The 13,673-nt window shown below is 52.0% G+C and carries 13 protein-coding genes; 5 read left to right on the forward strand and 8 right to left on the reverse strand.

Features of this window, described 5'->3' with window-relative positions:
* Positions 1-122 precede the first annotated feature (122 nt).
* Positions 123-980: a sensor histidine kinase KdpD gene (locus JMJ16_RS19785; RefSeq protein ID WP_201384269.1), complete on the reverse strand. Its 858-nt coding sequence runs from the start codon at positions 978-980 to the stop codon at positions 123-125.
* Positions 981-1,570: 590 nt separating this feature from the next.
* Between JMJ16_RS19785 and JMJ16_RS19790 the strand changes: the two genes are divergently transcribed.
* Together JMJ16_RS19790 and JMJ16_RS19795 are read left to right on the forward strand one after the other, a co-directional pair.
* Positions 1,571-2,200: an IS607 family transposase gene (locus tag JMJ16_RS19790; RefSeq protein WP_201384270.1), complete on the forward strand. Its 630-nt coding sequence runs from the start codon at positions 1,571-1,573 to the stop codon at positions 2,198-2,200.
* Entirely contained in the window at positions 2,160-3,455 is a 1,296-nt protein-coding gene (locus JMJ16_RS19795) for an RNA-guided endonuclease TnpB family protein (protein ID WP_201384271.1), read from the forward strand. The genes JMJ16_RS19790 and JMJ16_RS19795 overlap by 41 nt, the downstream gene beginning before the upstream one ends.
* Positions 3,456-3,592: 137 nt before the next feature.
* Here the strand turns inward: JMJ16_RS19795 and JMJ16_RS19800 are convergent, their stop codons facing one another.
* Together JMJ16_RS19800 and JMJ16_RS19805 are read right to left on the reverse strand one after the other, a co-directional pair.
* Positions 3,593-4,705 carry a winged helix DNA-binding domain-containing protein gene (locus JMJ16_RS19800; RefSeq protein ID WP_201384272.1) on the reverse strand — a complete coding sequence of 371 codons (1,113 nt, stop codon included), beginning with the start codon at positions 4,703-4,705 and terminating at the stop codon, positions 3,593-3,595.
* Positions 4,706-4,736: 31 nt separating this feature from the next.
* Positions 4,737-5,354: a TetR/AcrR family transcriptional regulator gene (locus tag JMJ16_RS19805; RefSeq protein ID WP_201384273.1), complete on the reverse strand. Its 618-nt coding sequence runs from the start codon at positions 5,352-5,354 to the stop codon at positions 4,737-4,739.
* A gap of 134 nt (positions 5,355-5,488) precedes the next feature.
* Here JMJ16_RS19805 and metE point away from each other — a divergent pair, with 134 nt between their 5' ends.
* Positions 5,489-7,819: a 5-methyltetrahydropteroyltriglutamate--homocysteine S-methyltransferase gene (gene metE / locus JMJ16_RS19810; protein WP_201384274.1), complete on the forward strand. Its 2,331-nt coding sequence runs from the start codon at positions 5,489-5,491 to the stop codon at positions 7,817-7,819.
* Between the two features lie 69 nt (positions 7,820-7,888).
* On the opposite strand, the gene JMJ16_RS19815 is transcribed toward metE, so the two are convergent.
* From JMJ16_RS19815 to JMJ16_RS19835, 5 genes are all read right to left on the reverse strand, one after another.
* On the reverse strand, positions 7,889-8,740 hold the full coding sequence (locus JMJ16_RS19815) for an alpha/beta fold hydrolase (protein ID WP_201384275.1): 852 nt from the start codon (positions 8,738-8,740) through the stop codon (positions 7,889-7,891).
* 207 nt (positions 8,741-8,947) lie between these two features.
* Positions 8,948-10,015 carry a cell wall metabolism sensor histidine kinase WalK gene (locus tag JMJ16_RS19820; RefSeq protein WP_201384277.1) on the reverse strand — a complete coding sequence of 356 codons (1,068 nt, stop codon included), beginning with the start codon at positions 10,013-10,015 and terminating at the stop codon, positions 8,948-8,950.
* Entirely contained in the window at positions 10,015-10,686 is a 672-nt protein-coding gene (locus JMJ16_RS19825; protein ID WP_201384279.1) for a response regulator transcription factor, read from the reverse strand. The genes JMJ16_RS19820 and JMJ16_RS19825 overlap by 1 nt, the downstream gene beginning before the upstream one ends.
* Before the next feature lie 112 nt (positions 10,687-10,798).
* The gene (locus JMJ16_RS19830) at positions 10,799-11,344 is read right to left on the reverse strand and encodes a hypothetical protein (RefSeq protein WP_201384281.1); all 546 of its coding nucleotides are present in this window, start codon (positions 11,342-11,344) and stop codon (positions 10,799-10,801) included.
* 59 nt (positions 11,345-11,403) lie between these two features.
* Positions 11,404-12,282: an SPFH domain-containing protein gene (locus tag JMJ16_RS19835; protein ID WP_201384283.1), complete on the reverse strand. Its 879-nt coding sequence runs from the start codon at positions 12,280-12,282 to the stop codon at positions 11,404-11,406.
* Positions 12,283-12,597: 315 nt separating this feature from the next.
* On the opposite strand from JMJ16_RS19835, the gene JMJ16_RS19840 reads away from it, so the two are divergent.
* Together JMJ16_RS19840 and JMJ16_RS19845 are read left to right on the forward strand one after the other, a co-directional pair.
* A complete protein-coding gene (locus JMJ16_RS19840; protein ID WP_201384285.1) occupies positions 12,598-13,002 on the forward strand; it encodes a hypothetical protein in 405 nt (134 codons plus the stop codon).
* Between the two features lie 16 nt (positions 13,003-13,018).
* A complete protein-coding gene (locus tag JMJ16_RS19845; protein WP_201384287.1) occupies positions 13,019-13,660 on the forward strand; it encodes a hypothetical protein in 642 nt (213 codons plus the stop codon).
* Positions 13,661-13,673: the final 13 nt, after the last annotated feature.

Below are 13,673 nucleotides of genomic sequence, written 5' to 3' on the forward strand. Positions count from 1 at the left end.
ACGAGCCAGGGAAGGCAAAGAGCAGCAATACAATCTTGAACGCGCCCTCATGGGCCATCTCAGCTTAAAAGACAGGGCATTCTCGCTCGCAACTGTAACTCATGTGGGAATACCATTGCAAGTCAAGCCATTTTCCTGGCTGGTTGATGGGAAAAAGCCTGTATATTCTGCTCTATCTCAAGAGGGATTTGTACAAAAAAGGTAGTGCCTTCTCCCTCAATGGATTTCACCCAGATTTGCCCGCCGTGGCGCTCGACAATTTCTTTACTCACAGTGAGCCCCAGGCCCCAACCTTCTCTGAAAAGAGCCTCGGCGTAAGGAGTACGATAAAATGGGTCAAAAAGGTGTGACTGCTGCTCGAGAGAAAGAGCTGGTCCCTCATTATGTATCTGGAAAAACACGGAGTCCCCCTCCACATGTGCGCAAACAGAGATCACAGTATCTTCTAACGAGTAGTGAAGAGCATTGCTCACCAGGTTAATCGCAACCTGGGTAAGTCGTTTGCCATCAGCTTGAATGATTATAGGATCAAGAGGAAGTTGTAGCTCAATCTGGCGACCTGAATACGTACGTTGATCCTCGACGACCTCACCACAAAGCTTGCTGAAATCGCAGGGACCAAACTGCAAGAGCTTCTCTCCAGTATGTAAACTACTGAACTCTATCAGATCTTCAACCAATGCCTGCAATACACGTGCCCGTGCCTCAATTTTGTCAAAATGCCTTCTATACAAAAGCGCTTCTTTCTCTGTGCTTTTCGCTTTATCCAGACGTCGTAGAGCGAGCTGCACTTCTCCTAGTATGGTGGTAAGAGGGGTTCGTAACTCGTGAGCTGCGCGTACCATAAAATAATCCTTGAGATGGTTGGCCCGCTCAAGCTCTTGATTGATTTGTTCGAGTTTCTGGTTTGTTGTTGTCAGTTCCTGGGCATAGGCATGCACCTTTTGTTCGGCCGCACGTATACGCCAGTATTTCACCATATTCTGGCCCGCGAGAACAGCGATTATGCATTGGGCAAATACGAAAGGGCCAAGTGTTGCTATGGCAGTTCCAAAATTCAGACTCACTATATCGAAATGGGGAAAGACTATGAGGAAAAAAGCAAGAAACCCAGCCAGAGTCGTTACCAGAGCAGGACTTACTCCCCACACAAAGCCAACGATAACAGATGCAAGACACAAGGGTACCCACATAACACGTATGCTTGGAATAAGAAGAGCTAAGATCACTGCTATACCTGTGAGGAAGAGTCCGATGAGATACCCAAAAACGGGTAGACGCCACCTTGGAAGGTATATGGTAGCCTCGTGATTCACCGCTCTCTGGCGATCAAGGTACTGGCTTATTTTTCTCCTTGGCATCATAAGACACTCCTGATCATTTACCAATCCCTTGTTTCGTTGCTACGAGGGGGAGAAGATTATGCAGCGGGGATAGGATATTTCATTTTTATGATACGCCTTGGAGACAAGAGAGATTTCACAGGATACGAATAGATCACCTTTGTTGAGGAAAGGGAGATGAATACCAGATATTGACAAAGTGTACAAAAGTGAGCTAAAATTATTATATGTACTCAGTTGCACAGTTTGCCAAGCAAATAGGTGTAAGTGTAAAAACCTTGCAGCGCTGGGATCGGGAAGGCCGCCTCAAAGCGAAACGAACCATTTCCGGGCGTCGCTACTATGATGAGGCCGATCTGGCTACGGCGCTCAACCTTCCTCAACGCCCAGCCATACGCCGAACGGTGGCCTATTGCCGGGTGTCAAGCCCCGCTCAACGACCGGATTTACAGAACCAACGGGCCGCCTTAGAAAGCTACGCAGCCTCCAAGTTACTGGTGGTGGATGAGTGGATCATGGAAATCGGGGGCGGCCTCAATTTTGAGCGCAAGCGGTTTCTTCGGCTCGTAGATGCCATTATCGAAGGGCAGGTTTCGCGCCTGCTCATTGCTCATGAGGATCGGCTGGCTCGCTTTGGCTTTGCCCTGATCAAGCATCTGTGCGAGACTCATCACACGGAATTGGTTGTGATGAACACTGAGACACTTTCGCCCGAACAAGAGATAGTGCAGGACTTGATGAGTATTGTCCACGGTTTTAGTTCACGCTTGTACGGTCTCAAGAATTACCGCAAAGCCTTAGAGAAAGCGCTCAAGGATGAAAACCGCGCACAAAATACGGATCAACCCGACGCCTGAACAGGTGGAGTATCTCAAACGTGCCTGTGGTACGAGAAGGTTCATTTACAACTGGGGGAGAGAACAGTGGGAGAAACAGTATCAAGCGTACAAAATGGAACAAGAAACGGTCCCCGAGGCCGAGCGCACTCTCACGTCTCCCAACGCGATGTCCCTGAAAAAGCAGTTCAACAAGATCCGGGAGCAGGAGTATCCGTGGACCTACGACGTGACAAAATGTGTGGTGGAAGGAGCTTTTGATGACCTGAAGAAAGCCTACGACAACTTCTTCGCAGGCCGAGCCGAGTATCCTAGGTACAAGAAAAAAGGGAAAGCGCACGAATCCTTTTACCTTTCCAATGACAAATTCACCCTCGGCAGTCATTGGATGTCAATCCCAGGACTTGGCCGCTTCCTTCTGGATCAGCGCAAGATCGAGAAAGGGCGAGGGAAACTGCTTCGCAAACTTGGGACCGTCAATCTCGCCGAAAAGCTGCGTTTTGTGGAGGAGGGAAAAGCGCCACAGCCGACGAAGAAGCGCAACCAGCGCAAGCAGGTCATTTGTGAGTTGGTCAAAATGCTGGGGGCAGCGGTCTCCTGTGAAGCAGGTCATTGGTATGTGAGTATTCAGGTCGAGATCAAGAAACAGCGCCCTCCCACTCCCACGGCTGTCGTGGGGGTGGATGTGGGCATCAAGCAGGCTGCTGTGGTTTCCGATGGGCGACGACTTGAGAACAAAAAGCCGCTCGAACACCATCTAGGGAAGCTCGGCAAGCTGCAACGAACCCTTGCACGGAAGCAGAAAACGAAAGACCCGGAGACGGGCCGAACCGTTTTCGGCAAAAATTATGAGGAACAACGGGTGAAGGTGGCCCGCGAGCACCAGAAGATCGCCAATATTCGCCGGGATGTCCAGCACAAGTTTACCACCGAACTGGCACGAACCGCTGGAGTGATCGGCATCGAAGACCTCCATCTGTTGGGGATGATGGCCAATCGCAAACTGGCAAGAGCTGTGGCTGATGCGGCGATGGGACAACTCTTGCAGTTCATCAAGACCAAGGTCGCCACCGCAGGAGGAGACGTGTTCATTGCCTCGCGCTGGTTTCCTTCCACCAAACGGTGTTCGTGTTGTGGGCATGTGAAAAAGCGCATGCCACTCAAACATCGTACCTATCAATGCCTGGTTTGTAAACTCATCCTGGACCGCGACCTGAATGCCGCGTTGAATCTCGCGTGGTTCGCCACCGACATGCTTCGCCAGCTTCACGCCTAAAGCTGGCCGTCCTGGGTAGTGGCTACGACCGATGACGTAAAAGCGCCTGTGGAGTCAATGTGAGACCGAAACGGGAGGGCTGATCCAAAGGTTCCCGTGCGCTGGCAACTGACGATGAAGCAGGAACAACTGACCGCTTAAGGGTGGGTTCGCTCACCTTTGAGTATGAGAACGGTAGCAGAATACCGTAAATTTCTCGGCAGGCCACGAAAGTCGTAATAGGAGCGGACAGCTTCGCGTGCCTCTGTCTCCAGGTCGAAGGATTGGTCGAAGGGTTTGAGGAGGATGTCAAGCTCATTCTTCTTCAGCGTGCGCTTCCAGGTGCCGACAATCTGGCCCGCGACGACAAGCATGGGCATGAAGACGCCGTTGTTGCCCGGCACGACTTTCTGGACATGCTCGGCAGCAAGCACGGCACTACGGTCCTTGTATCCAAGCAGGTATTCATCGAAGCCGGGTAGCAAGTAGAAGTCAGAGGATGGATGTGCCTCGCCGTTGAGCACGTCACTGGAGAACCAGTACTCCTGCCCATTGTGCTTCTCGACACACAGCTCGCTTCGGACGGAGTGGAATCCGGTCCTGGCCTCACTGATGGTCAAACCTGTCCACCAGGCGAAGTCGTGAACAGTAACCGGCCCATGACTCGCCACATAGCGCTTCACAAGCTCGTTCAGGGCCTCCTCGCGCGAGAATTTACGTGGTTGTGGCACCCATTCATCGAGCAGCACAAAGGTCTGTTGCTTACCCTCGTATGGCCCCAGGCAGATCAGCCCCGTTTGTGCCAGGTACCACAGCAGGTGATAGCCACGCTGGCCCCTGGTGCTGATGCCCGCATCTTCCCATAGCTTCATGACACCAGGGCGAGAGAGACGCTTGCCACCGTGCAGCGCGTCGTGAAGGAGTTGCGCGGCACACTCGATGATGGCCTCGTCAAGTTCGAGCTGCTCCTGTCTGCGCTTATCCTTCGCGATCATGCGCGTGGCCGTCAGTTCCAGCATCCATTTCGCATCTTCCGCCGGAACAAAGTGCAGCGTGCCACGCATAGGCCAGGTACGTACGATCTTCCCCTCCGCTATCGCTTGTTCGACCATTGCCAGTGTCGCGGAGCGGGTACGCAGGCCAATCGCCCACAAGGCCTCCTGATACTCCTGCGCCTGCATCGCGCCCAGCCAACGCACCACCTCTTCCGGCGTCTGGCAGCGCTCACCATTAATCCGCTGGCTCAGCAATCGTTGCTGCGCAATGTCCATATCCGTTTTCTCCCTCATGGTCTACACGTGTTCATAGTTTCACTGATTGGTTCGCGTACAGGAGTCGTTGGAGCGCACTCAGACAGACCTGGCGCATCTGTGCAGGGCTAAGTGCGGGATTCTGGAGCGTGGCTTGAATAGCTAATCCATCGATCAACGCCGCCAGTTGCGTGGCGACGATAGCTGCATCAACTGCTGCGAATTCGCCGGAAGCACTCCCTTCGGCGATGATGCGCGCCAGAAAACGCGTCCAGCGACGATGTTGTTTCTCACTGACTGCGCGCAGCCGTGCATTGCGTGTGACTTCTCCCCAGAAGATCAGCCACAAACGCCATTCGTCGCGGACCTCCTCGCTTTCGGGCAGGCTTGCCATCACCAGGCGCTCCAGGCGTTCCCAGGCACTCTGGGCGCCAGTGAGTGCCGCCCGAAAGGCAATGCCGGTATCCTGCACTTTCTCGAGGAGCGCGGCCTCAAGCATGGTGTCTTTATCACCAAAATAATGGACGATGGTTCCGGTACTGACTCCGGCCGTTTCCGCCACGTCACGCATCGTCACGCGCTCATAGCCGAGTTCCACAATACAACTGCGTGCGGCGCGCAAAATTTGCGTACGGCGAGCGGCCTCATGGATGCCGGGTTTTGCTGGCATGGGGTGAGTCCTCCTTTGCTCTTATTGCCTCACCTATGATATCATAGAACTGTCCGTGTTTATAAAACGAACATTCGATTTACAAACATGGGGATAATGTGATTCTCATTTGACAGTGTGAAGGAGAGTTGAAAATGGTCCAAGCAATGATCCCTGGCTATCCGCGTCTTGGCGCCAGGCGCGAACTGAAGAAGGCACTTGAACAGTTCTGGTCTGGTCGTATCACTGAAACGGAACTGCTTGAGCAGGCAAGCGCGCTACGCAAGCAGCGCTGGCAGCTGCAACACCAGGCAGGACTGACGCACATCCCGTCGAACGATTTTTCCCTCTACGACCATGTACTTGATACAATCGCCCTGGTTGGAGCCGTTCCCAGACGCTATCAATGGAATGGAGGCCTGGTTGATCTGCATACCTATTTCGCTATGGCGCGTGGCACGGAAAAGGACCAGGACCAGACCAATGCAGTTCCTGCCATGGAGATGACCAAGTGGTTCGACACCAATTATCACTATATCGTTCCTGAGTTTGAGCCAGGGCAAGCGTTTCATCTTGCCTCACGCAAGCCTGTCGAGGAGTTTTTGGAGGCGAAGGCATTGGGCATCCAGACATGTCCGGTGCTGCTCGGTCCGCTCTCCTTCTTGCTGCTCGGCAAGACAACACAGAGCGGGATGAACCAGCTTGCACTGTTGGATGCCCTCCTGCCTGTCTATGAGGAGACGCTGCAAGCCCTGGCGCAGGCGGGGGCTGAGTGGATACAAATCGATGAGCCATGCCTGGTTCTCGACCTGGATGAGGCGACGCGGGCAGCCTACCAATTTGCCTATACGCGCCTGGCTGCGCAGAGAGCAGCCCAGACTCCATCACTGCGCATCTTACTCGCCACCTACTTTGGCGATATGCGCGAGAATCTGCCGCTGGCATTACAGTTGCCCATAGATGCGCTACACCTTGATCTGGTTCGTGCTCCAGAACAGCTTGAGCAGGCGCTTGAGCAAGCCCCGTCCTCGCTCTCACTCTCACTCGGCCTTGTCGATGGACGCAACATCTGGCTCACCGATTTTGAGCGTGTGCTGACTGTGGCTTCGCAAGCTGTGCAGGCGCTTGGCACAGAGCGCGTCTTGCTCGGCGCCTCCTGCTCACTGCTGCATGTACCTATTGATGTGATGCAAGAGACGCATCTTGACGAAGAGATGCGTTCCTGGCTCGCCTTCGCCAGGCAAAAGGTTGAGGAGATCAGTCTGCTCACCCGCGCGCTCAATGAGGGTCGAGGGACAATTGAGGCTGCGCTCCAGGCCAATAGGCAGGCGCTGGAGAGCAGGCGCAGTTCAGCACGCATTCACAAGGTGGAGGTTGCTCAAAGTGTCCAGGCCATTACAGAGCAGATGGCACAACGTTCGCAGCCATATCATATGCGCAAAGGGCGTCAGCAAGCTGGACTTAAACTGCCACTTTTACCCACCACGACGCTTGGCTCCTATCCGCAGACAGCAGATGTGCGCGCAGCGCGTGCCGCCTACAAGAGCCACAAGTTGGATCAGAACAGCTATGAAGCCTTCCTCAAGCAAGGGATCGAAGAGGTGATTCGCTTTCAGGAGGAGGCCGGGCTAGATATGCTGGTGCATGGCGAGGTAGAGCGGGGTGATATGGTCGAATACTTTGGTGAGTATCTGACCGGGATGCTGCTGACACAGCATGGATGGGTCCAGAGCTATGGATCGCGTGCTGTGCGCCCCCCGATCATTTATGGTGACGTGGCACGCCCTGGGCAGATAACCGTTGAGTGGTCACGCTTTGCGCAATCGCTCACCACTCGCCCGGTCAGAGGGATGCTCACCGGTCCGGTGACCATCATGCAGTGGTCCTTTGTGCGCGATGACCAGCCCTGTTCAGAAACGTGCAAGCAGATTGCCCTGGCGATTCGCGAGGAAGTCCTGGACCTGGAAGCGGCTGGCATACGCGCGATTCAGATCGATGAGCCAGCGCTACGTGAGGGCTTTCCTCTACGTCATGCTGACTGGCAGGAGTATCTCTCCTGGGCAATCTTCTGTTTCCGCCTGGCTGCCAACGGTGTACGTGACGAAACGCAGATCCACACCCACCTATGTTACTCAAAGTTTGATGACATCGTTCCTGAGATCGCCAGCATGGATGCTGATGTAGTCCTCATCGAAGCCTCGCGCTCTCAGTTCGATCTCCTGGAGGCACTCAGAGCCTATCGCTATCCTAACGGCATTGGACTTGGCATCTACGATGTGCACTCGCCGCATGTGCCGACAACACAGGATTTTGATGAGAAACTGCGTCTCGTCCTCCAGATTCTTCCATCCGAACAGTTGTGGGTGAATCCTGATTGTGGTCTCAAGACGCGCAAGTGGGAAGAAGTCAAGCCAGCGTTGAAGCATATGGTCTCTGCCACCCAACAAGTGCGATCCTCACTACCACTACAAACCGGTACTTTGTAATGGTTTAGGGATCAGGCGAGAAACATTTGCAGTGCTGCCCAGGTTTGTGCGATAAAGCAGTGTCTTCGTTCACAAAATTTGGGAAATTTGCGCTGGCCTCTCGTCAAGTACTTCGCGCAAGCGGTGGGCAAAGGCCCTCGGATTGCTCACATAGCCCACGTGGCGGCCCGGAAATTCTACCATATCCGTTCCGAGCCGGTCCGCTACGGCGGCGGCGCTTAAGTATGTCGCGGCCTCCTGATAGTCGTGTCCGCCAGCAAGCACGATTCGCGTCTGACTGGTAGCGCTTGCGAGTGCGGCAAAATCCAGTAGGTAGTGGTCGTACATGGCGACCTCATGCTCAAAGAAGAAGATCGTGTTCTTCACAATCTGATCCTTTATAGAGGCAGGTAACTCGCTCACTATGTCTCGACCGTCCTCGTTCAGGCCATCCAACTGAAAGAGTGCCTGTAAGGCCGCCATAATTCCTGAATGCCGGTATACGTCCTGGATGCCTTTCATCTCCTGAATGGGGTCCGTCTCGGGCAATAGGTGCGTTGGCGGCTCATGTGCGACCAGCGTATAGACCTGTCCGGGGTGGCGGGCCACCAGGTCAAGTCCAATAATGGCACCGCCGCTACTCCCGAATACATATGCCGGTTCATAGTCACTCCCCAAGGCTTTAAGCAAACGATGGGCATCGTCGCTGTGTACCTCGACGTGTTGTTCTTCACCTGGATTGTCGAGTTGACTGCGCGAAAGACCCCGGCGATCATAGGTCACAACGGTATAGTGATCGGTGAGATAGCCCACAATCTCATGGAAGACAATGCGATCATTGCCTCCACCAGCGATAAGAAGCAGGAGAGGACCGCTTCCACGCACCTCGTAGGAAAGAGTCGCGCCAGGCACAGGTAAGGTGTTCGATTTTGTGCTACTCATGAAAAAGTTCTCCTTTTTGATCTCATTACTTCGATGTATCTGATATATGGGCATGATCCCCTCCCTCAGCACCATCGTCAGGCATGTGCAACGTTAGGTCTCATAGAGAACAATACATGGGTTTTGTAAACACAATTTAAATTGGCACCTGCCAGAAGAAGCCCCGCTCACTCTCATTCAGAGTGAGCGGGGCTTCTTCTGACGACCTTATTCTGCTGCTGGCAAGGAGACAAGCATACTCGTTCCGGCATGAGGTTGACTCACCACCTTAATGGTCCCCTGGTGGAGTTCCACTATTTTTCTGACGATGGCGAGTCCTAATCCGCTTCCCTCGCGGGCACGCTCCCGTGAGGCATCGACCTTATAGAAGCGCTCAAAGATACGCGTTTGCGCCTCCAGGGGGATACCTATCCCCGTATCCGTAATCCTGCATTCGATGCAACGATCCTGCCGATGCACTTCAACACACACTTTTCCACCCTGTGGCGTGAATTTGATACTGTTGTGTAGGAGATTACTCCACACCTGTGAGAGCAGGTCTTCATTCGCGAAAAGCAAGACCTCTTCCAGATCCACCTCCATAGTGATGGCTTTACGCGTCCACTGTGGCTCACAGGCCAGGATGAGCATTCTAATCTGTTTATCCAGGCGATAAGAATTCGGCTCAACCGTCAGATGCTTTGATTCCAGGGAGGCAAGCTTGAGCATATTCTCAGTCATTCTGGAGAGCCGCATGCTTTCGGTTTCGATAATGCCAAGATAGTGCTCTCTCTCTAAAACCGGCAGGTGTTCATCATGCAGGGCCTGCGCAAAGCCCTGAATTGAGGTCAATGGTGACTGGATTTCATGCGAGACATTCGATATAAACTCCTGTCGCATATGCTCCATCTGGTTCAGTTCCTCAGCCATTTGGTTCACACTCTTCGCCAGTTCACTTGTAAACCCATTGGCCCCAACCTCTGGGTCGAGCCTGATCTGAAAATCGCCTTTCGCGATCCGCTTCATCGCCTCGATAATAGGTTCAAAGACCTGCATGCGTTGTCGCCTGACTTCTGACCTGGTGCTGCTCCAGGCAATGTAGACAATGAAAAGTAAGACAAATACCAATAGACCAAAGAGTGAATTCAAGACCTGAATCAGGAAGGGAGGAAGCGTCAAGCCAGTCGCAGCATACAGCCACGCCGTCAGGAAAAAGGTGCCAGTCCAGATAGCGCACAAGAGCAACATTGCGACCACGCCCACAGCAGTAACCTGAATAACCCACCTCGTCTTCATCAGCCCACCTCCAACCGATATCCCAGACCCCGGATAGTTTTTATGCGGAAGGAATGCTGATCTTCGGGAAAGCGTTCGCGCAGCCGATTAATATGCACATCCAGGGTACGTTCATTGCCAGCAAAGTCATAGCCCCAGATATCCTCAATCAACTGGTCGCGAGAAAAGGTCCTTCCTGGCTCGCTCGCCAGCTTGAACAGCACCTCAAATTCTTTCAGGGGTAACGTGAGGCGTTCCCCATGCACACTCATTTCAAAGGTTTTATGATCCATAACCAACTCACCGACCCGAAGTCGCTGTGAGGTGGCAATGCGATAGCGCTTCAACAGAGCCTTGACCCTGGCAACCAGTTCAGGTGGCTCGAAAGGCTTGACCAGGTAATCATCAGTACCCACCTGGAAACCTTTGAGCTTCTGGCTGGTCTCCCCCCTGGCTGTGAGCATGAGGATGGGGACATCAGAGTACCTGCGTAGCTCCTGACACAACTTCCAGCCGTCCATCTTTGGCATCATGATATCAAGGATAACCAGGTCGATTTTGCTTTGTGCAAAGACGGCAAGGGCTTCAACGCCATCAGACGCTTCAGCGAGCGTAAAGCCTTCCTGTTGTAGGAAGATACGCGACAGCTCCCGAAGATGAACATCATCATCTACCAGTAAAATAGTGCTCACAGAAATAGTCCGCCCTGTTTATGGAATAAGAACAACAACCTGACGATCCCATCCAACACCCATCCAGCCCATTGATGGTAACAACCTTGCCTGGGCTGATATTCTCCGAGAGCTAAAGCTGTATGAGCAGGAAGCGCTCCCGCTCCTTCGCTGTCTGGGCCAGTTGTTGCGTCATCTGGCGTAGTATAGCACTCTGGCTCACCCAATCCTCAGGAGTCATACGCGAAACGTGCTGATATATTTGCTCGCTGCCGCGTACAAGTAGCAGGTCAAAGTTCAACAACTGTGTCAAAAGAGCGTGCTCTTGCCGAAAGCGCCACCATATACGATCCTGGGTCGGGACCGACATCCCACGGATGCCAGATTCCACACTCGCAAGGGCCTGTTGAGCCGCCTCAATGGCTCGTATTTGCGCCATGGCTTCCTGGGGTGGGTCAGGGTTGGCACGCGTCAGAGGAGGAATAAAGCGCGTATGATACTCGCCACGCAATTGTGCGAGCAGGGATACCGCTTGAGAGAGAGAGTAGGAGGCTCGCTCTCGCACAAGCACATCGTCCGCGCGTGCCTGGTCTGTCTTATTATAAAAGTTATAGCCATAGCCCGTAAGCAGCAATTGCAATTGTTGCATGAGCGGATTGTTGGATGGTTGTGAACTCATCTCGATCCCTCCCGATAACGGACAAGCATGAGCTTGCCCGTATCCCTTTGATTATTCTTTTAGCGAGGTGGCTGAACCGGTGCGCGTGGAGGAGTGGGTGCAGGAGCGTGTGATGAGTTGACCGTATAGTGATCAGCATTTGTAGTTGGCTGTACACCATTGACATTGAAGGGTTGGCCAATCGCCATATTGGGAGCGGAGACAATCCCTCTTTCCGCCATCAACATCGCTGTATAGTAGCGCACCGCTTCTAGCTCGCTCAAACCAAAAGCCTTGAGCGAAATCAGCGCCTTCATGCGCTCATCGCGAGGAAACACCAGGACTTTCACTGTATTGAGCGCGATTCCATACGTCGTCAGGAATTGCTGGAGGTGCTGAAATACGATCTGCGAAAGATCGTGAATCTTTTCATTCACCACTTCGAGGGGTGTAATCTGCACAACCTGGTTGACCGCCTGCTCAATGACGGGGCCAGCATAGGCATTGATCTCTTGCGTTGTCAATGCATGTCCCCGGTAGGGCATGTGTTGGACAAGTTGTACCGCGGCCTCGCGCGTCTCAACATGAATATAGTAATCCACGCTGTAAACCATCTCGGCCATTTCTCGTGAGAGGGCCATGCCGGTTGTTTTCAGCACGAGCTTGGCGCGATTGATGTAGAGTGCCTCATACTGCCAAGGGCTCTGCCCACCATAGAAAGCCTGTTGCATAGAGCCGAAAAGCGGACGATCAGGGGTCTGAATCGTATACTGCCCTGTTTCGTAGACATTGAGAATAGCTCCCCGCGACTTGAGAACGCAGAAATGGTTGCTCTCCACTGTAAGCAACGAGCCATTCATGATGCCATTGTGGGGATAATGCCAGAGGAGAATTTCTGGCCCCATTATCTCCTCGCCGTTTTCGCTCAACGTCGAAATCACGTTACGGATGCCTGTCATAATACCTCCTATTATCTCAGAAGAGTATGGCCAACCTGCTAGCAGACAAAAACTTCTGCCATACTGATAGACGACATATTTTGGATCTCATCAAATATCAGCCTCTAGATACCCCTGCTTTATTTATGACTATTTTTTGATTTCACTACTAAATATAAGATGCTTGCTTCTATGCTCTCTGTTGAAAACCTAAAAATCGAATGTCGGATTAATAGTTGACTTTCTTGAATTTATATGGCATCTTAATTACGGTAGCTATGGCAGAGTTTAGAGTATGATCATTGAGCAAATCCAGGTACGATAGGTAGAGAATATATGAAAACCAGCGTAACATTGCTTTGTGTCTTTTTTCTTGTCTTGTTCCCACTTGTCGCCTGTGGTGGCGATCCCACAACAACAACAGGCACCCATATTACCAAGATCCAGACAGGTAGCGGTTTTGATTCCCATGGAAATACAGTACAAGGAGAGAATAACTCTTTTGGGGTTGGAGAGACAATATATGTCGTCTTCACGGTAAATACAACGGACAAAAACGCTCTGGTGACACTTAGAATATTGCATAGTGGCGTGCTAGAAGATACTAGTATACCTCTGGCTATTCAGCAAGGAGAACACATTTACAATAAACCTATCGATATCCATGCGGCGGGCAAATACAGTATTAAAGCTGAATATAACAATAATGATGAGGCTTCTATTGAGTTTTCAGCAAATTAGATTGTAGAGGCAAGCAATGAAACATATTCTACCGCTGGGTTGCATCTTCCTTCTCATTCTTCTTCCAATGCTTGGTTGTGGTGATGATTCGTCACAAACAACAGCGCCTTCCTGTAAACCCAAATACGTGTATGATCAAGTTAAGGATGGAGGCGAAGCATTAGAGGTACTCGATTTCGAATCTGCCTATAATGGCACGGCTGATAATGCAGACTTTACCCTCAGCGCTACGCATAGCGCGTCTGTGAGCATTTCACGTAGTGAGACTCAAATTCAGAAATTCCATGCGGAAGTCAAGGGTGAGGCTCCTGTCATAACTGGAAATGCCTTTGTGCCGCTGGCAATTGTACAAGCTAATGCCGTCTACGATAGCGTTCACCAGCAAAGCGAGAGTGTAAGCAAGACTATGACGTCAGTAACAGGCAGCAACATTAGATTAACAATCCCGCCCATGGCAAAAGGATATGGAATCTATGGGGTCGTTGTAAAAATCACCTCTGGACATCTCTACTCACAAAACTGTACCAATCATGACGATTTAGGAAACATATCCACTATTATTCCCGAACATTTCGATTGGTGTACGTGGACAAGGGGACCCAATCTTTTTACAGAGGGTGGTCAAGGTCCATGCCTCGTTGTGGCTTATAATTTGTGAGAAAGCTAGAACA

Source organism: Ktedonobacter sp. SOSP1-52, from assembly GCF_016587395.1.